Origin of the sequence: Acaryochloris sp. CCMEE 5410, from assembly GCF_000238775.2 — a bacterium.
GTDB lineage: Bacteria > Cyanobacteriota > Cyanobacteriia > Thermosynechococcales > Thermosynechococcaceae > Acaryochloris.
The window spans coordinates 60,845-84,091 of the sequence record NZ_AFEJ02000002.1 but is presented as its reverse complement, the minus strand read 5'-3'; the positions used below and the strand labels follow the sequence as shown (position 1 = coordinate 84,091).

The following is a 23,247-nucleotide window of genomic DNA, read 5'->3' as shown; positions in this document are numbered from 1 at the left end:
TAGATGCGGCTGTTATGAACATCAACCGATTCTTCGCCTGGGGAGTTTTGGCCATTAGGGATTTTTCTCATCGGCGCTGGTGGCGTTGGTGCTGTCTTGCCCTGATTACGGCAAGCTTAATTCTCTTAAGCCATCCCAGTAGGGATGTCGTTGTGGCTCAAACCCTTGATTCCGAGACGGTGGAAGTGGATGGCATTCCGTTATTTGAATTAAGTTCGTCGAAAGAATTCCCGGCTGAAGACAGAGCTAGAACGGTCAACCAAAGCTTACAAACTCTGGTGAATACCTCGACCAAGGCAGAGGTTATTGTTGATTTCTCTAATGACCTACCCGTGCTGAAAGTCGAAGTTGGTGCGAAACAACCTTTGTATTTGTTGACCGTGAATAGTCAGGATGCAGATTTGTCTTCTCCAGAAGTGACCGCTAGAACTTGGCAAAAGAAATTGCAGCAGGCGATTAATCGAGGGCAAGATGAACGGGCAAATCCTGGGCGATTAGTGGCTATTGGCGCTCTATGTTTGTTGTTGGCACTGATCGCTCACTGGGGGATAGGGTGGTTTTGGCGCCAGAAGTTATTCAAACTTTTACCTCGGGCAACGGTCGATCCAACCACGGGAGATCAGCCCCAAAGCCTTAGATTTCTCCTTAAAGTCATTTTCTACTGTTTGCGAATCGCCCTATGGGTGGGCACGATTGGCTTTATTTGCGGTTTATTTCCCTGGACCCGCAATGGCATCTATTTAATCATCAACACGCTGATTCAAACCTTCTCCACTCCATTTATTCCGGCAGGCGGAAAGTCCTACTCTGTTTTAGATGTTGCTCTGCTCTTGCTTTTACTAGCAGGGCTAATGAACCTGGCTAAAACCGTGCAGCATTTGTTGCGATCGCGGGTATTAGGAGCCACAGGACTGAATCGCGGAGCCCAAGAGGCCGTTGCCTTTGTGGCCAACTATGTTCTGCTGTTCATCGGGGCAATGGTGCTATTTCAGCTCTGGGGTTTTGATCTGAGTTCCTTAGCCGTATTTGCGAGTGTCCTTGGTGTGGGGATTGGCTTAGGACTGCAAGGATTTGCCAAAAACTTTATTAGCGGTATGGTCCTGATTTTTGAGCAACCCATTAAGGTGGGGGACTTTGTGAAGGTCGGAGAGTATCAGGGCACAGTAGAGCGGATCAATGTTCGGAGTACAGAGATACGCACTTTAGATCAGGTTTCGATTATTGTCCCGAATTCAGAGTTTCTAGAATCTGAAGTTGTCAATTGGGACCATGGCACTTCTGTCTCGCGGTTACAAATTCCAGTGGGAGTGGCCTATGGGACCAACCCCAGAAAAGTACGAGAAGCTTTGATGGATGTGGTTGCTGAGTATAGTTCAGTTCGCAAAGATCCACCCCCTCGGGTATTTTTCACTGAGTTTGGGGATAATTCTCTGAATTTCTTGCTATTGGTTTGGATTGATGAGCCTCAAAAGCAATTTTCTATCAAGAGCGATCTTAATTTTCGCATTGAGACCATTCTCCGCCATCGAGGAATTGAGATTCCTTTCCCTCAAAGGGATCTACACGTACGATCTGGCAAGCTGCCCTTAGAGCTACCGGAAGAACTAGTGAATTCCTTTACTCAGCTCACCCAAAATTTAGAAGTCTGGTTACAACAGCAGTCTTCAAAGGGAATCTCCTCGGAAATTCATGCTGCTGAAAATGCAAATTCTTCACATCAAGATGAGGCGGCTAACTGATTAAATGTTTTTAGATTAATATCACCCTATTCTCTCCTTGTCCCCCTAGTCATGATTGCCTTGACTAGGGGAAGATTCTTTGAATACATTAGCCACCGCAGACCGACCTAACGAGTTGGCGTTCGGATGGATATTGAGGTTGAAAAGACGTTTGCCACCATGAGCCTTGATCTTTAACATGCCCTAAATGGTCGAATAATTGATAATTTGTGGGCCGAATCATGGCAGTGGGGCAATATACTCTGAAATCTGCCTGTAAAGCATCTCCATCAGAATATTGTAAAATAGCTCTAGCCATATATAGGCCAGGCTTTTCCAGAGGCTGAATGTTAGATACTTGAGCAGTTTGTGCTGAAACAGATGTGGTTATAGAAGACGTGAGTATTGCTGTTAAGACTGCCAGTTTTTTATTCATTCTTACGGGTCGTTAATATAGTGAATAACAATTAAATTGTTAATATAATCTTACTTTTTGGTATGGGCATATTGACCTCGGTATAAATACAGAATTTTAGCCCTATTTGATAGGAGGATGAATTTCAGCCAAATAAAATTCATTGCAGACAAAATTTTTTTCAACTAGATTTGCAAGATATTTCCTTTCCTTGTTCTTTCTAAATGCTGAGTTTCTGATCTTTTCCCTGCTATTAAAACTGGACAATTTAGAGGATTCTGGTTAGTCATCAGAATAGTGTCATAGTGCCAAATTAATGGTCAGTTCATGGAGATTGAGTTCCAACCAATGAAGTCCATTGTTGGTTTGCTTGACAGAGGTTGGTCGACTCAGATAGCTTGAAGACTGGTCCAAAAGTAAGAATAGTTTTCATTAAAGCGTTGAATTTTAAGATGATCTTCAATCTCTCTAAAATCGCCCTGATCTCCTCAGTGGGTTTTTTCTCTCTTACGGTTTTGGGTGGATGTGCTAACACACAAACGGATAGTGAGGAAAAAATTGTCAGGGTATACTCAGCTCGGCATTATGATACGGATCAGGCTCTGTATAAGGATTTTACAAAGCAAACAGGGATTGAAGTTAAGCTATTGGAGAGTAAAGATAATGAGCTCTTAGAGCGGATTAAGAATGAAGCCAGCAATCCTCAGGCGGATGTGTTGATTACCGTAGATGCAGGTCGATTATGGCGGGCAGAGCAGGCCAACTTATTGCAACCAATTTCTTCTAAGCAGTTAGAGAAGAAAATCCCGGAACATCTTCGTCACCCAGATGGCCTGTGGTTTGGACTAACTAAGCGGGTGCGGATGTTGATTTACAACAAAGCTAAGGTGAAGCCAGAAGAACTGTCCACCTATGAAGCGTTGGCAGAACCCGCTTGGCAAAAGAGAGTTTGTATTCGCAGCTCCAATAATATTTATAATCAATCTCTCCTGGGATCATTTATTGAATCTAAAGGGGAAGCAGAAACCGAACAATGGGCGAAAGGTCTAGTCGCCAATTTTGCTCGTCCTCCCAAGGGTGGAGATGTGGACCAAATTAAGGCAGTGGCAGCCGGTCAATGTGATGTCGCCATTGTGAATCACTATTATGTGGCCCGTTTAGCTCAATCCAAGAATGCTAAGAATAGAGCTATTACTGAGAAGGTGGGGGTCTTTTTCCCTAACCAGGATGATAGAGGGACCCATGTCAATATCAGCGGGGCTGGCATAGTGGCGAATGCACCTAATAAGGAAAATGCGATCGCATTTATGGAATACCTCACCACTCCCGAAGCTCAGAAAGTATTTGCCGAAGCAAATAACGAATATCCGGCAGTGATTGGGGTTGAAGAATCACCCGCCTTGAAAGAGTATGGCGAATTTAAATCCGACACCATCAACGTCAGTGCCTATGGACGAAATAATCCAGAAGCAACCAAAATAGCAGATCGAGCAGGATGGCAGTAACCCCTTTTTTTCGCTGCTTACTCTCCAGATAGTTGTAGAAAGACCGTTCTTTGTCGAGGGCCATCCAGCTCAAGCAACAGGACCGATTGATAAGTCCCTAAAGCTAATTGGCCCTCGACAATAGGCACCACTTCACTGGAAGAAAGCGTGATCGCCATCAGGTGAGAATGGGCATTTTCTGGCTCATCTTCGGGGACATCCCGCAAATGTAGATCATTATGCAGGTATCGTTGGTTCGCTGGAGCCAGCTTATGCAAATAGACTTTGATGTCCTCTAATAATCGTTCTTCATACTCGTTAATGGCTAAAGCCGTGGTGGTATCAGGGGCAGCGCAAGAAAAATAAAGCTGTAATATGCTATGGAACTCCATTCTGTTAAAAGGGTTTCCCCATGGCTACAGGATTCAGCAAGCCTCCTTCCTCACCAGCTTCCACTGACTCATCCTCGTCACTACTGCCAACCACGGATTGCGATCAGGCTTATCAACAACTGACCGAGTGTTTTGAGGAGTTGACTGATCCACGGGGAGGCCAAGGTGTCCAGCATCCGTTTGTCAGCATCGTCGTGATTGGACTATTGGCAAGTTTAGGTGGCGCACAGGGGTGGGAAGATATTGAAACCTATGGTCTGAGCCATCAGGATTGGTTGTCGAGTTTTCTGAGCCTACCGTCCGGAATACCGACAGCAGACACCTATCGACGGGTGTTTGAGCGTATTTGCCCCACCGCCTTTGAGCAGAGTTTCAATCACTGGTTGGATCAGGTCGTGACGACCCTCGGTGCTCAAGTGATCCCGATTGATGGCAAACAACTCAGGGGCTCCTATGACCGCAATCAAGACCAATCCGCCTTGCATCTGGTCAGTGCTTGGGCCAGTGAATATCGGTTATTTCTGGGACAAGTCAAAGTCGAGGACAAGAGCAATGAAATTACGGCGATCCCAGCCCTCTTAGAGCTGTTAGACATTGCCGGGTGCATTATCACCATTGATGCGATGGGGACTCAGCACGAGATTGCCTGTCGCATTCAGGCCAAAGGCGCAGACTATGTACTGGCCCTCAAAGAGAATCATCCCACGCTGTTTGAGCAGGTTGAGCAATGGTTTGAAACGGCGGAAGCGAATGAGTTTAAGGGCATTGAGTACAGCTATGATGTGCGGGTGGAAGCCGGACACCATCGTCGCGAGAAACGACAAGTTTGGGCGGTGTCCCTTCAACAAATGGGTCCTCTGTACAAGCAGGCGCAGTGGAAGGGCTTGCAAAGCATCGTCAAGGTCGCTCGGACCCGCCACTTGTGGAACAAAACCACCTATGAGGTGATGTTTTACATCAGTTCTCTACCGCCCATTGCTCAGCAGTTGGGCAAAGCCATCCGCCAGCATTGGTCGATTGAGAACCAACTCCACTGGGTCTTAGATGTGACCTTTGGCGAAGATGCCAGCCGTATCCGCACAGGACATGCGCCGGAAAACATGGCCATCCTGAAGCGCTGGAGCATCAACCTCCTGAATCAAGAAACGTCCTTTAAGAAAGTACCCGTCAAAACTAAAACGGGCGAGCATGGATGAAGCGTATATGCTCAAAGTTCTAGGCGCTTCTATTCCTTTACAGTCTAGCCTTTCAGAGACATAATTTTCTTGCGCTTACCCTGGTGGTGGTATGCCGAGAACAGATCAAAACTTGGCCATTTTGAATTGAGCTAGCAGCAATAAACTCTTGAATTTGAGGGGAAAGATTATAAATGCCAATCCCTTGATCGGTTTCAAGATCAAGAAATTCATGCACAATCACCATGAAACGCAAAAAGAAAGATCTCACCTAAGATACACCTTGCTGGGCACCGGGTTTAGGCTTTACCTATCTGAACATATTTTTGGCGGTAAGTTCGCCTTCATAGAATGCTGCCCCTAATGGAGGGATAGGGGAGATGGCGAGCAGCTTAGGAATGGAGGGGATTGTGAACAGTCATGGTGGCAATAAGTATTTCTACCTTCTTCCTTAGCCCGATACAGCGCTTTGTCTGTCAATTCAATTAAGTCATCCAACGACTGCTCAGATTTAGGAATAACGGTGGCAATTCCTAAACTTAGGGTGATTTGAGGGCTAACAGTGGAAAACTCATGGGGAATGTTGAGCTCTGCAATCTTACTGAGAATGCCCAGGGCAACTTGTTCTGCGCCTTGGGCATGGGTTGAAGGCAAAACGATTGCAAACTCTTCGCCCCCATAGCGAGCAACCAGATCGTCCGGGCGATGAACGGCCTTTTGAATGGCAAGGGCGACTTGCCTTAAGCAGTCATCTCCAACCTGATGACCATAGTGATCGTTAAACAGTTTGAAATAATCAACATCGCATAAAATGAGCGATAAGGGCTCATGATCACGCTGTAATCGCCGCCAAACTTGTTCCATGTCTTGGTCAAACCGATAGCGGTTGGCCACTTGGGTTAAGCCATCAATGTGGGCCAGGCGATGCAAAGAGGCATTCGCCTTTGCGAGTTCTGCTTCAACTCGTTTACGCTCTTCGATTTCCCGCTGCAGGTTTTGCGTCAGTTCTCGAATGCTCAAATGCACTTTAACTCTTGCAAGGACTTCGGCTTCCTGGAAAGGCTTGGTGATGTAATCAACTGCTCCCAAGGACAATCCCTCAACTTTATTCGACTGCTCACTGAGAGCAGACATGAAAATAACGGGAATATCCTGGGTACGAAGATCGGCTTTTAATTTTGCACAGGTTTCCAAGCCATTCATGCCAGGCATTTGGATATCTAACAGAATTAGGTCAGGTAAACCATGAGCTAACTGCTTTAAGGCAGCATTACCACTAGTGGCGACCCAAACTGTAAACCCCTGATCTCTGAGTGTCTGAGCCAAAATGGTGAGATTCGTTGGCACATCATCGACGATGAGAATATTTGAAGGTTTGGGGGAATCAGGCATCGCCTTGCTAAGTAAGACTGGACTAGTGGAGGCTAACGGCACATCCAGATAAATTTATATCAAAAACAGGATAGTTTGACTTTTCCATTGTGAAGGGTAATGGAACGAACAAAATCCGCAAGAATACTTAAATTTACAGTTAACTGTTTAAATGAATATATTTCAATGTGTCTGATTTTGAATTTTAGAAATCTTCTACTACACCTGTTGAGTATTTCTAGTATATCTCTGACCCGTTATTCTCTCAGTACTTGAGGGCTAAAGAGTCCATGATTTCTGAAGGTAGATTGAGTGGGCTCTGAACCTGTCTTCCAGAAAAAATTCTCGAAAATTATAGGCAAGAATCTAATCGATTCTATTCAGTTTATGATGTAAAAAGTCTTGGATTTTAGTGATTTCAAATTTTTCAGCCCAATCCATAATTTTCTGGCAAAAACCTTTGTATTGTGAATGAGCTGCCTGAATATTGGATATTTCATCAATAATTTCAAAAACACTCCCTTTATTTGCCATCGTTAATAGTGTTTTCAACGCTACCGGAGGAGGACAGACTACCTTCGGTTCCTTGGAAGGCGAAATAGGGCTCTTTGTTGATAATTTATTCTCAGGAACGTTATCTGTCGTCACCCATTTGAGGTTTAAGTGATGCTGCAATTTTTGGATTAACTCATCCATCTGTAAGGGCTTGGCAATAAAGTCGTTGCAACCTGCAGCTAAACTACGGGATTGATCCGGTCCATAAGCACTGGCTGAAGACATGATCACGGGAATATCTGCTGTAGACGGCTGTTGTCGGAGGGCTTCGGTCAAAGCACAGCCATCCATATGGGGCATCATTAGATCAGAAATGACCAGATCAGGGGGGTGATCTAAAGCAACTTTAATTCCCCCTTGACCGTCAATGGCCGTCAAAGTCTTAAAACCTAAGTCATTGAGTAACTCAATCATTCCCGCACAAGTATCCAAATGATCGTCGACGATCAAGATGGTACGGGGCTGTCCACAGTAGCCTGTGATGTTTTCATAGGTTTCAAATGCCGAAGTTAGGGCATAGGGTTGCACTACTGGCAGAGCGAGGGTAAAAGAAAAGACGCTGCCTTCGTTGGGTTGGCTGATAACCGATAATTTGCCGCCCATCATTGCGGTCAAGTTATGGCTAATCGCTAAACCTAATCCTGTGCCTTGATGGTATCGATCCGGATGGCCCGCTTGTTCAAAGGGGAGGAATATTTTGGAGAGTTCCTGAGCTACAATGCCAATTCCGGTGTCACTGACTTGGAAAACAATCGATTGAATGGTTTCTCCATGGGGAAGATCATCTTCTTGACTGATAGATGGAAGGGGACGGGGGGTTATTGCCACTTTGAAGGTTACATTCCCGCTATCGGTGAATTTCACCGCATTTCCGAGAATGTTGAGCAAAATTTGTCGTAATCGTTGTTCATCTGCATAAACGCCTTGGGGGAGGTTGGGGGCAAACTGGGTGATCAGCTCAAGTCCTTTCTGCTGTGCCTTAATTTTGCAGAGTTCAGAGATACCAGTCAGAAACTCATGAAAATGGAAAGAGTCAGGATGCAACTCCATGCGTTGCGCTTCAATTTTAGAGAGGTCTAATAAATCTTCAATTAGGGTTAGCAAATGCTGCCCACATTGGTGCATCACTTGGATCCCCTTGTGGTCCTTGGGGCTAAGGGATGCAGACCGCTGTAGAATTTGGGCATACCCCAAAATGCCATTCAAAGGAGTGCGCAGTTCATGGCTCATATTAGCGAGGAATTCACTCTTGGCTTGGTTCGCAAATTCGGCTTCTCGTTTAGCTACTAATAATTCATGATTTTGCTCAGATAGCTTGTGACTTTGCTGTTTTTCTTGCTCCAATAATTTGGCATGGGCCAAGGCAATGCCCACTTGGTTGGCCAAGGCTTCGATGAGTTCAACTTCATCGGTGGTCCATTGACGCAGCATGTCATTCTGCTCGGCAATAGGGAGTTGCAAAAAGTCTTGACGATTCAAGTTCTGTTGACAATGCTGCAGCACAATTGCGCCATTGGGTTGCCCTTGATAGGAGGTGCGAACGGCAAGGATAGATTTGAGCTGAGTAGAGCGATTTTCTAGGGAAGGGTAAATAAGGGGATCGGTATAAACATTAGGCGTCAGTAGCGCTTTTTCCTGGGAGAGCATCTGTTGGATATGGGCAAGCTGATTGGCCTGTATGGTGGTGCCCCACATGGAATCACACCCTGGCTGTAGGTATTCAGCGACAATTGGAAATTCTTCTATAGGACCCAATGTATAGCTATGGATATGGCAGCGACTGACATTGAATACTTCACCGATCATTTGAACGGCGGTGGTGAAGATTTTTTGGGTGTCGAGACTTTGACGAATATCGGCAGTTAGCTTCCTTAACAGGGTTTCTCTCTGAATTTGCCGCTCTAAGGCAAGGGCAGCTTGTTTTCGTTCCGTGATATCGCGAGAGACTGCACTAAAGCGATCTTCTCCTTGAAATTGAAAGTAAGTGGAGGTAATTTCTACTGGAATAATCTGACCTGATTTAGTTCTGTGAACCCCCTCTAACGTAATGGATTGATTGTCCTTAATTTCTTTCAAAAGCAACTCAAGCTTCTGGGGGGTGATCCAAGGGGCAATATCCCCAAACCGCTTCGTTAAAATTTCGGTTGGAGAATACTCTAATTGATGGCAGGCTCGATCATTGGCATAGAGAAATTTTCCGGTGGAATCTAAAAGGTAAATACTATCTTTGGCTTTGTCGAGGCTATATTTGGCGAGTTCTAGCTCCTGTTCTGCCTGTTGTCGCTCTTTAATTTCCTGCTGTAGCTGTTGGTAATGAAGAATCAACTGTTGCCGTTGATGTTTTTCCCGTTCGAGTAAGTTCGCTTGAGCCAGGGCGATGCCCACCTGACCGGCGACGGTTTCTAGTAGGCTGATTTCTTCGGCGGTCCAATCTCGCGTGCGATCGCATTGGCTGAGGACAATGACTCCATTGGCTTCATCTAAGTAGGACGTTCGAATCGACAAGATCGAAAGTAACCCAGCTTCGGTAAGGAGCGACCGCAATTCATGCAGGGTCGTATCCGTGGCCACATGGGTAGAAGGAAGTGCTTGATCAACAGACAATAGTTGTTGAATGTAGGGGGTATTCAGGACGGGAATATCTTGCCCTAGAAGGGATGGCATGTCTGCTGCTAAATACTCGGCGACGACCTTGAGTCGAGGGGTGGGATTGCGAGTATAGATATGAATATGACAACGACTGACTTTGAATATTTGGCCAATGTGACGGACGGCGGTGTCGAGGATCTTTTGGGCATCTAAGCTTTGACGTATGTCGCGGGTAATTTGGCCCAGGAGATTGGCATGGTAGAGCTGTCTTTCGAGGGCTTGTTGTGCTTGCTGGCGTTCGATTTCTGCCGCTGCTCGGGCTGCAAAAATCTGCAAGATCATTTCATACTGGGATATGTCTTTGAGTGGAGTGGTATCCAGCACGGCGATGTGGCCCAAAACTTGCCCTGACATATTTAAAATTGGCAGGCCAAAATAGCTTTCTGCTTCCAACATCACTAGATCCGCGTCATTGGGGAAATGCTGTTGAACTGAATCTTTATAGATGCAGGCTTCTCCGGCAATCACATCTTTACAGGGCGTTTCTTCTAGGGGATATTCGAAATTCTCGCCGAAGATATCCCCCTGCCAGAAGGCTAGGGTGCGGACTCGATCTTTCGTAATACCGATGAGCTCTGTAATCATGGCATAGCGGACATTTAAGGTATCAGCTAAGGCTCGGGTGCAGGTGCGAAAGAAGGCTTCCCCTACCTTTGTGGCTGTCCCTTCTAAAACCAGTTGTAAGGCTTCTTTGGATTGTTCCCGTTCTGTGATGTCTTCGTAAAATCCCAGAATGCCAACGACTTCTTGTGTGCTGTTTAAAAGGGGGAGTTTGCTGGTCTCTATCCAAATTTGCCGACCATCGGCTTGGATCTGGGTCTCGACGATTCGATCTTCTGGCTCAACTGTCTCCATGATCTTGCGATCGCACTGTCGATACCAATCGGCTTCTTCCTTTAACCAAGGCAAGTCATAATCCGTCAATCCCACAATCTGGTGGGGAGCCAATAGCCCTGCATCTTTGGCAAAGGCAAGGTTGCACCCAAGGTAGGTGGACTGGCGGTCTTTCCAAAAGATAGATTGGGGAATCGTATCCAAAATCAATTGCAACAAACGCTGAGACTCATGAAGATCCGTTTGGGTTTGTTGGAGCTGCTCAAAGGTTCGCTGTTGTTCTTGGCGTAATAGCTGGTTCAGGGCGATTTCTGCCCGTTTACGATCGCTAATATTGTGCTCGTTAACGAGAATGGCTAGCTCTCCCGTGCGTGGATTTTGCGTGCCGCGCACATCAATACCATGCCACTCCATCCCCTGTAGGGTTTGAACCTGAACTTCAACACTGAAAACCTCTTCCGCTTTAACCGCTGACAGGGCTTGATGGGCAAGGTTGGGATCCTTAAAACGACGGTTGAACGTCTGTTCTGATCCAAAGCGGACTTCATCTCCATAGCATTGCAAGGCCGCAGGATTTTGAAGAATCGCATGCCCCTCCAGATCGTAAAGGGAGATCATGACGGTGGTATGTCGCAAGGCTTCTAAGGAACAGAGACTATCGACATCCACTTGTTCTAGCGCGTCAGAGATCCCTTCGGATAGCATTGCCAGGCGGCCAGATTCGATTGCAATGCCTGAAAAAATACAGCGAACAGAAACCGCAGCCCCCCCCTTGGGGTAAAAAGTCCACTGCTCCGTGACAGAGTCTCCCTGTCGAAATTTATCCAGATAGGACTGTAATCGAATCTCGGTTGCTTCTGAATAATCACTCCAATCTCGATTAAGCAGTTCTTCTAAACTGTCAGCATTCCACAACGTTAGGGCAGCTGTATTTGCCCACCACATCCGCATCTGCTCAATATCAAAGATCCAGACAGGCGTTGTCAGCCGATTAAACAAGGTCAGTTCGGCAGGGGTAACGCTTGAGGTGGTTGAAGAATTCACAGAACGAATAGCCATCACTCACTGCCTCTAGACTGCCCATTTCTACCCTCTTCATAGCCTTTTTTAACGCCATTTGCCGGGGTGACTTGATCATCACTCCACTGATTTGGGCAGAATCAGTCTAAAATTGTTAAATAAAATTAAAGTTTTTCCGAGTCTGGCCGAAAGTATTCTTTCAGATTTGCAAAACCGAAGTTGATCCAACATCTGTATCTTTGGAACCTAGTATGACGCTCCTTCCGATTCGTAACGTCGCCATTATTGCCCACGTTGATCACGGCAAAACGACCCTCGTTGATGCCCTACTGAAGCAAGCCGGCACCTTCCGTGAAGGAGAGGATGTTCCCGATTGCGTAATGGACTCTAACGATTTAGAGCGGGAACGGGGCATTACCATTTTGTCCAAGAATACAGCGGTTACCTACAAAGAGACCCTGATTAATATTGTTGATACGCCAGGACACGCTGACTTTGGCGGGGAAGTGGAACGGGTGTTAGGCATGGTGGATGGCTGTCTGCTGATTGTGGATGCCAACGAAGGCCCCATGCCCCAAACTCGATTTGTGTTGAAAAAAGCCTTGGAAAAAGGCTTGCGACCGATTGTGCTCGTGAATAAGATTGACCGTCCTCAAGCCGACCCTCATGGTGCAGTAGACAAGGTTCTCGATCTCTTTATTGAACTAGGGGCAGATGATGATCAGTGCGATTTCCCTTACCTATTCGCGTCTGGCCTGGATGGTTATGCCAAGGAAGATTTAGACGCCCCTGGCGAGGATATGAAACCGCTGTTCGAGTCTTTCCTCCACCATGTTCCACCCCCAGTCGGGGATCCTGAGAAGCCCTTGCAGCTTCAGGTTACCACCCTGGACTATTCCGATTATTTAGGCCGGATCGTGATTGGTAAAATTCATAACGGCACGATCAATATGGGGCAGCAGGCCGCCTTAATCAATGAACATGGCGAGATGGTCAAGGCTAAAATCAGTAAATTGATGGGCTTTGAAGGATTAAGCAGAGTTGAATTAGAGACTGCTTCTGCCGGTAACCTGGTTGCGATCGCAGGGTTTGCCAATGCCAATATCGGTGAAACTATTACCTGCCCCAATGAACCCCAGGCACTTCCCCTGATTAAGGTGGACGAACCCACCCTGCAAATGACCTTCTGCGTCAATGACTCTCCCTTCGCGGGCCAGGAAGGAGACTTTGTAACTTCGAGACAAATCCGCGATCGCTTGATGCGGGAGCTGGAAACCAACGTGGCCCTGCGAGTGGAAGAAACGGACTCCCCGGATCAGTTTGCCGTTTCCGGTCGAGGCGAACTGCACTTGGGCATCTTAATTGAAACCATGCGCCGAGAAGGGTATGAGTTTCAGGTGTCCCAGCCTCAGGTGATTTATCGGGAAGTGAATGGCCAGCCCTGTGAACCCTATGAGTATTTGGTGCTAGATGTTCCTGAAGAAGCTGTGGGGGGGTGTATTGAACGTTTGGGACAACGCCGGGGTGAGATGCAGGATATGCAGGTGAGCAATGGCCGCACCCAACTCGAATTTGTGATTCCAGCCCGAGGCTTGATTGGTTTTAGAGGCGAGTTTATGCGCCTAACCCGAGGCGATGGCATTATGAACCACAGCTTCTTGGAGTACCGAGAGATGGCTGGGGATATTTCGTCTCGACGGAATGGGGTAATTATTGCCTTTGAGGAAGGAACGGCTACCTTCTATGCCCTTAAGAATGCGGAAGATCGGGGTTCTTTCTTTATTGAGCCGGGGATCAAAGTCTACAAAGGCATGATTGTGGGTGAGCATAACCGTCCTCAGAATCTAGACCTCAACGTTTGCAAAACGAAGCACCTCACCAACCACCGTAGTTCAACGGGCGATGAGTTAGTGCAGTTGCAGGCTCCGGTTGATATGAGCCTGGAGCGTGCCCTTGAATATATCGGTCCAGATGAACTGGTGGAGGTCACTCCTGAATCGGTGCGTTTACGAAAACTAGAAAAGAAAAAGCTCGCAAAGCGCTAACGTTCTGGGATTGAGAACTTCATCCATTTTAGTAAGGTTGTGTTCAACCTCGTTTTGAATGTCGTCACTGCTAATAATCTTTATGATTTAATTCTTCCTTAAATAATTAAACGTTATGCAGTTGAATAATTCTTCAGACGTTCTAGTCACTGCCATTATTCCAACTCGAAATCGTCCTGACTTACTTCTCAGGGCGGTTTCGAGTGTATTAGCGCAAACGTTGGTGCAGCTTGAAGTAGTGATTGTGATTGATGGGGCTGATCCAGAAACTTCTCGAAAGTTTGAAAATATTGATGACACAAGAGTTCGAGTTCTTCAATTGTCTGTGGCTAAAGGGGGAGCGGGTGCACGAAATTACGGTGTATCCCAGGCTCAAGGAGACTGGATCGCCTTCTTGGACGACGATGATGAATGGCTACCGACGAAGTTGGAAGAGCAAGTTCAACTAGCTCGGCAATGTGATGCTGAATGGCCGATTATTTCATCTGCATTAATTGCCCGTACTCCCAAAGGTGAGTTTACTTATCCTAGGAGATTTCCCTCTCCTAATGAACCCTTGAGTGAATATTTACTGGCAAGAAATAGCTTTACCTTTGGGGAAGGTTTAATTCAAACATCCACAATTCTCGCTAAGAAAAAACTACTACAAAATTTTCCTTTTAAGGAAGATTTACCAAAACATCAAGATTGGGATTGGCTATTGCAAGTACATCAACTACCGAATGTAAAAATTTCTTTTGTCGAGCACCCTCTAGTTGTTTGGTATGTGTGGGAAATGCGATCCACCATAAGTAGTAGGTCTCAATGGGATAAGTCTTTGTTGTGGATTCAAAATAGTAAGCATTTAGTTACACCCAGAGCGTATGCTGCATTTGTTATGGTTGAAATTGGTGCCCAAGCAGCTAAATCATATGAGTGGAAAGCTTTTTTTTATCTCATTCGGGAAGCAGTTCAAGGCGGTAAGCCCAGCTTACTCGATTGGTTTTTGTATTTTGGAATATGGTTAGTCCCTCAAGATTTTCGACGATCAGTAAAAGCATTGTTTCAGCAAAACTGAGATTACCTCAAACAAAGCACTCAAACACGCTTTTCTTGGAATCAATATCAACTCTTTATGCTCAGTGTTTGCTATCAGTAATACTGTAGTTTAATCAAATTACAAGGTGTGAAACCGCTGTTAGTTTTTTTAGAGAGGATTACAAGTAAATTTTTTGAGAGCTTGTGAGAAATCTAGGTTTAAGGCAATGGTAAAGCCAGTTGAACTTTTCTGGGTGGCTTTGCCGTTTGTGGAAGCGGTTCTGGGTTGGGGGTTTGGGCGCTGCAGTATTGGCGATACCCACAGCGATCGCATTGTTCCCCTTCATGAGGATGCCAGTCTTGGTCAGACCTGAGTTTCAATGCTAAGTCGCCAATCAAACCTTTGATTTGGTCTAAATGATCGGGAGTAACCTCATAAGAAATGCATTGATTGCTGCGTAAATAGATCAAGCTCAAGCGTTTAAGGGCATGGTGATAGGTTTTCTCCAGCGCCAAATAGTAAAGCCCCAACTGCACATCAATGGCTTCTGGGGGCTTAACAGTTTTACTGGTTTTGTAGTCAATCAGTTCTAGGCCATCGTCTAGCCAGTCTAAGCGGTCATAGCGCCCGGACAGGGCAAACTCAATATTACTGACCTGAAAAGAGGCTTGAATCTTACCCTCAATGCCCAAAGGTTTTCGCAACATCGATTGAGGAGCCACATATTGGTGATAGTAAGTCTCTAGGGCTTGCCAGCCTTCATGAATTTGAGACTCCTTTAGTTCACTAATATGCTGTTGCCAACAGTCGGCAAACCATTGCAGAGGTGGAATGGGAGTGGTATAGGACCAGTCTTGGTAAATTTGGGCCAAAGCCCGATGGATCGCTTTACCAAAGGTGGGTGAACCGAAGGCCGTGGGGACCGTTAACCGTCGCTCATGCTTAAAATAATAGGCTTGAGGACATTGACGATAGGTCTGAAGCTTAGTCGCTGACAGTGGGTAGGCCATGACCCCAATACCCGCTAAATAGTTTATATGTACTTATATTTTAGCGGTATACGGGAATCATGGCTAAAAGGGGTGAGCTTGCTTTGAGGTTAGGCTTTGCAGCCCACGAAGTAAGGAGAAAGGGAAGTGGGTAGTCCAGTGTCCTTATCCTTGGAAAAGCTGAACTGAGACTTAATCAGTAGGCTAATGGCTTGGTTTTCAGTGAGCTGGCTTTGCATATTGCTCATGGAGCAGCTGCACATTTGCTTAGCTTGGGCAGGAGAATAACCTTTACCGGTCACTTTCTCGACGCAGCCAGAGTTATAGCGTTGAACCAAGATGGGGTCGTAAGTGTGCTTTTGACCAGCCAGGGAAATTTGAGGGAAAGCGGCAACTACTAATCCAGCGACGCTTGTAGTGGCGAGCAAACCAGCAATCATTTTAATTTGGCGAGTCATAGGAGTCTCCTTCAATGCAGGGGGGATAAAAAACTAGTGTTTGCTTAGGTTTTGTGTCGTAGCCTCGACCAGATTGTTCCTGGGCTGTGGCTCACTGAAATTAAGAATATAATTTACGCTAGATGAAAAATATGATGTGTGTCACAAGAGATAGTGTTGTTTATCACTCTTGTTGTGGTCACTCCATCGTCTATCTCTAGCTAGTTTTAGCCCACCGTCATACCCAAAGTGGGGCTGTACTCTAAATCATGCCCTTCTATTTTATTTCTGCGTATGATTTGTAATGATTGGTAATCTTTAAGGCTTAAAACAACCTTCAATCCTGCTTCCGAATCTGAATTCTCTTTTTACACTGAAGGCGAATAGACAATCTAGGAGACCCCTTGATTATGGCTATCTTCAGAAATGCGATCAGTGGACTGATTGGGCTGTTGTTACTAGTGGTAATAGGTGGCCTCATTCTTCCCAGTGATGTACATGTTGAACGAAATATTTTGATCAATGCTTCTCCAGCCGAAATTTTCCCGGTTGTCAGTGATTTATCGAAATGGTCTACTTGGTCTCCCTGGGCAAAAATGGACCCCAATATGGCTTTAACGGTTGAGGGGGATGGCGTAGGGCAAACGATGCACTGGCAAAGTGAGGACCCGATGGTCGGAACCGGGACCCAAGAAATCACCGCCATGGGGGAATCTAGCTATATCCAGACCCATTTGGATTTTGGGCAACAGGGAACGGCTGATGCAGCATTACAACTGACGCCTCAGGACAATGGTACGCTGGTTGACTGGTCACTAGATACAGATGTGAGTGCGGGGGTGCCTCCTATTATGAAGCCTGTTAGTTCCTACCTTCGGTTTGTCCTGGAGAGTGCTGTGGGGCAAGATTATGAAGCAGGGTTATCTAACCTCAAAGCATTAATAGAGCAGTAGTCTATTGATGATGTTTCCGAGGCAGTGTTTTTTCCGGGAAAAAGGCTTAAACATCAGACGTAATGGAAAAAAATTCAGCCTATCAAGAAGCCGAAAGGCTGATAAATATTGCTCGCCTGCAAGAGGCAGCGGAACTAGATTTAAGTGATATCGGCTTGAGTGATCTACCAGACTCGATTGGTTCCCTCTCTCAGTTGAAATCTCTATATCTCTCTGAAAATGAACTGATGCGGTTGCCCAAGGCTTTGGGGCAACTGACTCAGCTCCAAGTGTTGGACTTGGCCCGTAACCGACTTCCTATCCTGACGGATGTTCTAGGCTATTTATCTCAGTTGCAATCCCTCGATCTGACTGGCAATGCCCTGGTGGAACTACCGGAATTTATAGGTGCATTCTCACAGTTGCGATCGCTCAATTTAGCTTCTAACCAACTGGTACATCTACCCTCGTCTATCGGGAAGCTGAAGAACCTCCAAGAACTGCAGCTTTCCTACAATTCCATGGCTCAGTGGCCAGAGGAGTTGGGATTGTTGACGGGGTTGCGATCCCTCGAAATTACCAGTACCGGATTGAATGAAATCCCCCCTGCTTGGAGATCACTTGAGGGATTGGAGTCATTAAATCTCTCTTTTAACCATTTGAAGACTCTGCCAGAGTGGTTAGGGACATTAACAGACTTGCGCTCCTTGGACCTGTCCTTTAACCAGTTGAGTGAATTACCTGCAGCGTTGGGTTCGCTCACCCCACTGACGAGTTTGGATATTCAATCCAATCAACTTCAATCCCTGCCGCCGCAAATTTGTAATTTAGTGAATTTGACGTCGTTGTTGGCCTATAACAATCAGCTCACCCATCTTCCTGAAGCCTGGGGGCGTTTGGCTGCGTTAACCACTTTGGGAATTGCTGGCAATCGCATCCGTCAGCTTCCAGAATCCATCGGGGAATTACAAAATCTCAAGCAGTTCATATTCAATTTAGACCCAGACCAACCGGTTCCTTTGCAGGTATTTCCCGCGGCACTTCGCGGTTGTCGCCTGTTGGAGCAATTGACGTTTGTCGCTTGTGAGTTAAGGTCACTCCCTCCTTGGATCGGTGAACTCACTCAGTTGAAAAGTCTGAATGTGAGCCACAACAATTTGACTGATCTCCCCCTTTCTCTCGGGACATTGGATAATCTCAAAACCCTTAATCTATCCAACAACCCCCTTCGATCAGAGCTAGAAGTGCTATGGGAACGGGGACCTAACGCCATCAAAAACTATCTGCAAAATAGCGCGAAGGGGTAAGACATGCTGCCCTCAGACCTATTGATGCATCGCTATCAGGGTGAAGCACTTGTCCCGAAACGGTTGGCAATAAATGCAGGGAATGTTGCGATCGCAACCGAAGCGATCGACTGCTTCAAATCGGCCTGCAATCAAACCCGAGGTGAATTAAATCAGCGGCTCCAAGATCTGGAAGGGGACGGAACGGATTACCGAGTGAAGCGAGGACTGGCCCATCTCTTATCCACTGGCTTTTCCACCTTTGAAGTCATTAGCCCTCTCGATCCACCTATGTTGCGGCAACGGGTGTTTACCCTGTCCGCCCAGACTGTACCCAGCCCTCAAGCCACAACCCAGACCCTAGAACGACTAGCCGTTAACTTGAGTCAGGAGTTAGATCGAGATGTTAGCGCAATTCAGATCCGAGAAGGGCTGTATGCCGATCGACCCGACAATCAAATCTTGACAACCTTCGATGCCCCTACCCCGGAGGCGTTGCTTCATCGCTATAACTTGTCTCAGGTTCAAGGCGTTTTCTACAAAGCGACTCAAATCATTATCAATGCCCATCGGAATGACCCGGGAGAATATAAGCTCCTGTTTCGCTATCTAAAGTTGTTTAGCCTGATGGCCTACATTGAGGGCGATGCGGATCAAGGGTTTACCCTTAAGATTGATGGACCCGCCAGTGTATTCAGCGCCAGTACCCGTTATGGACTAGCTTTGGCAAAATTGTTACCCGCGTTATTGCATGTTACAAAATGGAGCTTAACCGCAACCTTAACCAGCAAAGACACCTATTCAAAAAAACAGCGAACCAGTCGATTTGCCTTAGATTCTGAATGTGGTCTAGTCAGTCACTATCCACCGGGTAAACCCTATGACAGTATGTTGGAAGCTAGCTTTGCTGAACGCTGGCAGAAAACCAAAACGGACTGGAAATTGGAGCGTGAAATTGATCTGATTCCTATACCTGGAAGCGTGATGATTCCAGACTTTCGTCTTGTTCACCCGGATGGTCGGACGTTCTTATTAGAAATAGTTGGATATTGGCGACCAGAGTATTTGAAAAAGAAGTTTTCTCAGGTTCGACAGGCGGATCGAACAGACCTAATTTTAGCGATTTCAGAACGGCTCAATCTGGATAAAGCGGGCGTAAATTTTAATAATACGCCTGCTCGATTAATCTGGTTCAAAGATAAGCTTGCACCTAAAGCGGTACTGCAAGTTTTAGAGGATTAGGCCAAGCCATGCTTATGCCATATCTTTTAAGGCTTTGACCTGATTGACGAAATCCATTGGTTTGTCTGGAGTAATGACAACCACCTTTTGATCGAACTTAAGAACGACGCATCGTCGCATATCCGTTGCCAAGGCGCGGTAGGCCCCCAATCGTTTGTTTCGAAAGGAGCCGGAAAAACTAAACAATCCCCCATTGCCCATCGTTTTGATCGATCCTTCCATGGCATTAGAATCCGCTTCAATGGATTGTAAACCTTGTAAGGGTATTTCAGTATTCCAAACGAGGTGTTTCACAAATAGGGTATCTGGGGTCAGGGCATAGCCTCGGACCGTAAATAGGGCAGTGATGAACACGATACCGAGAGGGATAACGACCATACTAAGGATCCAAATCCAGTTGCTTTTGGGTCCTGTGAGTAGACCAATAACTGCGATGCCAATGAGCAATAGCGTTATGCCCCCAGAGATGGCTTTTAAGGAAACGCCCCAGGGTGCTGGGTAGTTTGTACTGGCAAGATCCATCTTTATCACCTCTACTTAGAAAAACTTGTCCACCTGAAAGGATTGAGTACCTAAAACTTAGATATTTAAACGAATTACATCGCAAAAATATTTATCTACCAGAAAATAATAAAAGTTCGCTACTTAGATACTAGCTGCTCCGATTATAGCTAAATTACGCATTCTCACTGACGACGTCTTTTTTTCTCAGGATTAAATTAGAAGAACGTGAACACATGAAGACTTTTTCTTAAGTAGATGAAACTTACCCGATCTCTCCTTTCTTTTGCTTCAATAACTGTCTTGTCTATCCTAGCTGCAGTTCCAGCATTAGCTGCACCTGCTTATTTGGTGGGTGCACAGCCAGGCAGTCGAGTTAATGTGCGTTCTGCTCCTAGCACCTCTTCCTATTCCCCTCATTATGGATTGGTGGGCGATCGTGTACAGGTTATTAATTCAACGACAGGTAATGACGGCTATTACTGGTACTACGTTGAATTCCCCTCGGGTGCCCGAGGTTGGATTCGGGGTGATTTTGTTCAAGTACAACAACCCCGTAGATTTTAAATTTATTTCCAGCAATGATTCGATTTAGGTAATACTATATTGAATCATTACTGCTTTCTTGTTCAGGTCAAGAAGACCAAAGATAAAGGATATGGTTGGATGATTTAATTCTCAGTTAAGACATATAAGTCTCATTGGGTTAAAGGGATAATAATCAAAATAGGAATGATTAATCATTCCTAGGCATATCCAGTAATGTCTATTCTAGATTTTTCCAAATAATTGATTAAACCTAATTGCCTTGCCACTCTACGGAAAGAGATTAGGTGACTCTTTACATGCATATCTCTATGATCTAGTGATTGCTGTTTACTCAGAAATCTAATCGATTTTTGAATAAAAAAGTATTGAGTTAATTAGGAAATAATTAACTTTTTATAAGTCTGATAATAATAACCAAGTATATAATATCTATAAGCTAATGTCCAGTTTTAAATTAATCTTGAAAAGCTTGCTATTTGCTTCTTTTTTATTAGCAGTACCTAAGGTCTCCCAAGCTGCACCAACAGGTACATGGCTCTCGCAGCCTCAAATTCGGTACCACGTTTCTTCAAATACTTTGACTGAGGCGATGGCCAAGATCAAAAAGCAAAATTATAAAGTTGTTTTTCTGGACTATCGAAATGTCCCAGATGATGTCCAACAAAAAGTCAGTCAGGCGGCTCGGGAAAATCAGCTGAAGCCTGTGGTGTGGATTCAGTCGCCACAGTTGCGATCGCTATCGGTATCACAGCTCATTAATGAGGCAAAGCATACGGATGGTCTTCAAGTAGATGATCATTACTTTAAGCATTACTCATCTCAGGATTTTGCTGAACTGCGCTCAGCTTATGACAAACCGATTTACTGTAGTATTCAGCCGTTTCAAGCTAGGCAAGTTCCAGCCCAAGGCTGCTATCAGGTTGATGTTCAATGCTATACTCCCACAACCCTTCGTCGTTGTATGGGACTGGCAGATAGGCTAAATGCCGTGACGAGCTTGGCCACAAAACGCACCTTAAAATATCGGCAAAAATTAGGGAATCGAAAGTTTAATGTATTCCTATGGCCTCATACCAACGACTTTTTTAAAAGGACGAGTCAGGTAGAAGCCCAAGAGAATATAAATAGTGTGCTAGAGGTTACCTCACTAGTGCTCAGTGAAGCGGCTATATCTACAGTGATGCCGACTGAGTTGAGATAGATCAGAAAAATAAATATCCTAAAAGTATTTCAGCTTGTGTTTGTTATTGGCTGAAATACTTTTAGGATTAAATAATTTAGTCTATTAATACTTAAATAATTGACTTGAAAATCAGAATAAATACTGACGATAAAAGTGCTGTTTGTCTTTAGCCTAGTGGTATGTAGACACATGCAAATTATTACTTAAATTAATGAAACTAACCCGATATCTTCTTTCTACTATTTCAGTTTCTTGCTTGACCATTATGGCTGCGACTCCAGTCGTTGCTGAACCAGCAGTTCTTGCAGGTTCTCAACCAGGTAGCCGTGTGAATGTTCGTTCTGGACCTAGTACTGCTACCTATTCTCCACACTATGGATTGGTCGGTGATCAGGTCTGGATTATTAATCAAGTCGTAGGGGATGATGGATACGCTTGGTTTTACGTCAGATTTGCTTCAGGTGCCGAAGGCTGGATTCGAGGAGACTTTATCTCTCCACTAGGTCACTAATGGAATAACTTCTTCGTGTTGATCATACAGATTCGCCTTTGGTGAAGAAATGAGACGAATCTGTTGATCAGCTTCTGATAAAGTCAAGGAGAAACAAGTTGGACACTCTTTGATAGATAGAGTCAGAAGCTATGGCGACGAAAAAAGTTTTGGTCACAGGGGCAACGGGACAGACCGGATCCATTGTGGTGCACAAACTCCGCGAACGTGCAGATGAATTTGAAGTGGTTGGCTTTGCCCGTTCTGAAGCGAAGGCACAGGAAAAGCTGGGCTCTTTGGATGGTGTGGTGATTGGAGATGTCACAGATCGTGCCAGTATTGATTCTGCGATCGCAGGGTGTGATGCCCTGGTGATTCTATCCAGTTCAGTGCTAGTGATGAAAGGTCCACCTCAGCCCGGCCAAAGACCCGAATTTGAATTTCCTCAAGGAGGCTACCCCGAAGATGTCGACTATAACGGTCATAGAAATGTGATTGATGCGGCAGCGGCGGCAGGCGTAAAGCATATCGTTATTGTGGGTTCCATGGGAGGAACCGATGAAAACCACTACCTCAATACCCTTGGTAACGGCAAAGTCCTAATTTGGAAACGTCGAACTGAACAATATCTCATTGATTCTGGTATCACCTACACCATTGTGCGGGCAGGTGGATTAATCGATGAGCCAGGGGGACGCCGTGAAATTATTGTGGGGAAAGATGATTCATTCTTTATCCCTGATCGCAATATGCCCCACAAGCTCCCTCGGGCGGATGTGGCTGAAGTGGTGGTGCAGGCTCTACTCGAATCGAATGCTCAGAATAAAGCGTTTGATGTGGTGACCCGTGAGGAGGAAGAAGCTCCTCCCACCTCGGATTTTGCCGCCCTTTTTGCCCAAACCACCCCTGGATTGTGATGGAAGCAGACATATTTTGGCATGAGCCATTGATAGAGGCAGTTC

Annotated in this window: 17 protein-coding genes and 1 pseudogene; 12 read left to right on the top strand and 6 right to left on the bottom strand. The window is 45.6% G+C overall.

Annotation, left to right across the window (positions count from 1 at the left end; genetic code table 11):
• Nucleotides 1–14 precede the first annotated feature (14 nt).
• Together ON05_RS21140 and ON05_RS21135 are read left to right on the top strand one after the other, a co-directional pair.
• Nucleotides 15–1,739, top strand: coding sequence for a mechanosensitive ion channel family protein (locus ON05_RS21140; RefSeq protein ID WP_010479168.1), 1,725 nt, complete (start codon nucleotides 15–17; stop codon nucleotides 1,737–1,739).
• 846 nt (nucleotides 1,740–2,585) lie between these two features.
• On the top strand, nucleotides 2,586–3,638 hold the full coding sequence (locus tag ON05_RS21135; RefSeq protein ID WP_010479163.1) for a Fe(3+) ABC transporter substrate-binding protein: 1,053 nt from the start codon (nucleotides 2,586–2,588) through the stop codon (nucleotides 3,636–3,638).
• Between the two features lie 17 nt (nucleotides 3,639–3,655).
• On the opposite strand, the gene ON05_RS21130 is transcribed toward ON05_RS21135, so the two are convergent.
• Complete coding sequence (locus tag ON05_RS21130) at nucleotides 3,656–4,009, bottom strand: secondary thiamine-phosphate synthase enzyme YjbQ (protein ID WP_010479161.1); 354 nt, start codon at nucleotides 4,007–4,009, stop codon at nucleotides 3,656–3,658.
• Between the two features lie 20 nt (nucleotides 4,010–4,029).
• On the opposite strand from ON05_RS21130, the pseudogene ON05_RS21125 reads away from it, so the two are divergent.
• Nucleotides 4,030–5,269 (top strand): annotated as a pseudogene (locus ON05_RS21125) (ISAs1 family transposase).
• Between the two features lie 275 nt (nucleotides 5,270–5,544).
• On the opposite strand, the gene ON05_RS21115 reads toward ON05_RS21125, so the two are convergent.
• Both ON05_RS21115 and ON05_RS21110 read right to left on the bottom strand, forming a co-directional pair.
• Nucleotides 5,545–6,576, bottom strand: a complete 1,032-nt coding sequence (locus ON05_RS21115) for a diguanylate cyclase domain-containing protein (protein WP_010477962.1) — start codon at nucleotides 6,574–6,576, stop codon at nucleotides 5,545–5,547.
• 345 nt (nucleotides 6,577–6,921) lie between these two features.
• Nucleotides 6,922–11,652, bottom strand: a complete 4,731-nt coding sequence (locus tag ON05_RS21110; protein ID WP_010477960.1) for a GAF domain-containing protein — start codon at nucleotides 11,650–11,652, stop codon at nucleotides 6,922–6,924.
• A gap of 212 nt (nucleotides 11,653–11,864) precedes the next feature.
• Between ON05_RS21110 and typA the strand changes: the two genes are divergently transcribed.
• Both typA and ON05_RS21100 read left to right on the top strand, forming a co-directional pair.
• A complete protein-coding gene (gene typA, locus ON05_RS21105; RefSeq protein WP_010477959.1) occupies nucleotides 11,865–13,658 on the top strand; it encodes a translational GTPase TypA in 1,794 nt (597 codons plus the stop codon).
• Between the two features lie 115 nt (nucleotides 13,659–13,773).
• On the top strand, nucleotides 13,774–14,715 hold the full coding sequence (locus ON05_RS21100) for a glycosyltransferase family 2 protein (protein ID WP_010477957.1): 942 nt from the start codon (nucleotides 13,774–13,776) through the stop codon (nucleotides 14,713–14,715).
• 179 nt (nucleotides 14,716–14,894) lie between these two features.
• Here ON05_RS21100 and ON05_RS21095 read toward each other — a convergent pair whose 3' ends face one another.
• Nucleotides 14,895–15,686, bottom strand: a complete 792-nt coding sequence (locus tag ON05_RS21095; protein ID WP_010477954.1) for a PD-(D/E)XK nuclease family protein — start codon at nucleotides 15,684–15,686, stop codon at nucleotides 14,895–14,897.
• 89 nt (nucleotides 15,687–15,775) lie between these two features.
• Entirely contained in the window at nucleotides 15,776–16,123 is a 348-nt protein-coding gene (locus tag ON05_RS21090; RefSeq protein ID WP_010477952.1) for a hypothetical protein, read from the bottom strand.
• 389 nt (nucleotides 16,124–16,512) lie between these two features.
• Here ON05_RS21090 and ON05_RS21085 point away from each other — a divergent pair, with 389 nt between their 5' ends.
• The 3 genes from ON05_RS21085 to ON05_RS21075 all read left to right on the top strand — a co-directional run bounded on the left by ON05_RS21085 (nucleotide 16,513) and on the right by ON05_RS21075 (nucleotide 19,562).
• Complete coding sequence (locus tag ON05_RS21085; protein WP_010477950.1) at nucleotides 16,513–17,055, top strand: SRPBCC family protein; 543 nt, start codon at nucleotides 16,513–16,515, stop codon at nucleotides 17,053–17,055.
• 62 nt (nucleotides 17,056–17,117) lie between these two features.
• The gene (locus tag ON05_RS21080; RefSeq protein ID WP_010477948.1) at nucleotides 17,118–18,341 is read left to right on the top strand and encodes a leucine-rich repeat domain-containing protein; all 1,224 of its coding nucleotides are present in this window, start codon (nucleotides 17,118–17,120) and stop codon (nucleotides 18,339–18,341) included.
• Between the two features lie 3 nt (nucleotides 18,342–18,344).
• Complete coding sequence (locus tag ON05_RS21075) at nucleotides 18,345–19,562, top strand: DUF790 family protein (protein WP_010477946.1); 1,218 nt, start codon at nucleotides 18,345–18,347, stop codon at nucleotides 19,560–19,562.
• Nucleotides 19,563–19,574: 12 nt separating this feature from the next.
• On the opposite strand, the gene ON05_RS21070 is transcribed toward ON05_RS21075, so the two are convergent.
• A complete protein-coding gene (locus ON05_RS21070; protein WP_010477944.1) occupies nucleotides 19,575–20,084 on the bottom strand; it encodes a PH domain-containing protein in 510 nt (169 codons plus the stop codon).
• Nucleotides 20,085–20,321: 237 nt separating this feature from the next.
• Between ON05_RS21070 and ON05_RS21065 the strand changes: the two genes are divergently transcribed.
• The 4 genes from ON05_RS21065 (at nucleotide 20,322) to ON05_RS21050 (ending at nucleotide 23,202) form a co-directional block, all read left to right on the top strand.
• Nucleotides 20,322–20,630 carry an SH3 domain-containing protein gene (locus ON05_RS21065; RefSeq protein WP_010477942.1) on the top strand — a complete coding sequence of 103 codons (309 nt, stop codon included), beginning with the start codon at nucleotides 20,322–20,324 and terminating at the stop codon, nucleotides 20,628–20,630.
• 571 nt (nucleotides 20,631–21,201) lie between these two features.
• A complete protein-coding gene (locus tag ON05_RS21060; protein WP_236619091.1) occupies nucleotides 21,202–21,813 on the top strand; it encodes a hypothetical protein in 612 nt (203 codons plus the stop codon).
• A 247-nt stretch (nucleotides 21,814–22,060) separates the two neighbouring features.
• A complete protein-coding gene (locus ON05_RS21055) occupies nucleotides 22,061–22,306 on the top strand; it encodes an SH3 domain-containing protein (RefSeq protein ID WP_236619090.1) in 246 nt (81 codons plus the stop codon).
• Between the two features lie 131 nt (nucleotides 22,307–22,437).
• On the top strand, nucleotides 22,438–23,202 hold the full coding sequence (locus ON05_RS21050; protein ID WP_010477937.1) for an SDR family oxidoreductase: 765 nt from the start codon (nucleotides 22,438–22,440) through the stop codon (nucleotides 23,200–23,202).
• The last annotated feature ends 45 nt before the right edge of the window (nucleotides 23,203–23,247 follow it).

Coding starts and splice junctions, on each gene's coding strand:
- ON05_RS21100 (WP_010477957.1), top strand. CDS start 13,774: ATGCAGTTGAATAATTCTTCAGACGTTCTAGTCACTGCCATTATTCCA.
- ON05_RS21050 (WP_010477937.1), top strand. CDS start 22,438: ATGGCGACGAAAAAAGTTTTGGTCACAGGGGCAACGGGACAGACCGGA.
- ON05_RS21065 (WP_010477942.1), top strand. CDS start 20,322: ATGAAACTTACCCGATCTCTCCTTTCTTTTGCTTCAATAACTGTCTTG.
- ON05_RS21110 (WP_010477960.1), bottom strand. CDS start 11,652: ATGGCTATTCGTTCTGTGAATTCTTCAACCACCTCAAGCGTTACCCCT.
- ON05_RS21060 (WP_236619091.1), top strand. CDS start 21,202: ATGGCCAAGATCAAAAAGCAAAATTATAAAGTTGTTTTTCTGGACTAT.
- ON05_RS21135 (WP_010479163.1), top strand. CDS start 2,586: ATGATCTTCAATCTCTCTAAAATCGCCCTGATCTCCTCAGTGGGTTTT.
- ON05_RS21095 (WP_010477954.1), bottom strand. CDS start 15,686: ATGGCCTACCCACTGTCAGCGACTAAGCTTCAGACCTATCGTCAATGT.
- ON05_RS21090 (WP_010477952.1), bottom strand. CDS start 16,123: ATGACTCGCCAAATTAAAATGATTGCTGGTTTGCTCGCCACTACAAGC.
- ON05_RS21085 (WP_010477950.1), top strand. CDS start 16,513: ATGGCTATCTTCAGAAATGCGATCAGTGGACTGATTGGGCTGTTGTTA.
- ON05_RS21140 (WP_010479168.1), top strand. CDS start 15: ATGAACATCAACCGATTCTTCGCCTGGGGAGTTTTGGCCATTAGGGAT.
- ON05_RS21080 (WP_010477948.1), top strand. CDS start 17,118: ATGGAAAAAAATTCAGCCTATCAAGAAGCCGAAAGGCTGATAAATATT.
- ON05_RS21075 (WP_010477946.1), top strand. CDS start 18,345: ATGCTGCCCTCAGACCTATTGATGCATCGCTATCAGGGTGAAGCACTT.
- ON05_RS21055 (WP_236619090.1), top strand. CDS start 22,061: ATGGCTGCGACTCCAGTCGTTGCTGAACCAGCAGTTCTTGCAGGTTCT.
- ON05_RS21115 (WP_010477962.1), bottom strand. CDS start 6,576: ATGCCTGATTCCCCCAAACCTTCAAATATTCTCATCGTCGATGATGTG.
- ON05_RS21130 (WP_010479161.1), bottom strand. CDS start 4,009: ATGGAGTTCCATAGCATATTACAGCTTTATTTTTCTTGCGCTGCCCCT.
- ON05_RS21070 (WP_010477944.1), bottom strand. CDS start 20,084: ATGGATCTTGCCAGTACAAACTACCCAGCACCCTGGGGCGTTTCCTTA.
- typA (WP_010477959.1), top strand. CDS start 11,865: ATGACGCTCCTTCCGATTCGTAACGTCGCCATTATTGCCCACGTTGAT.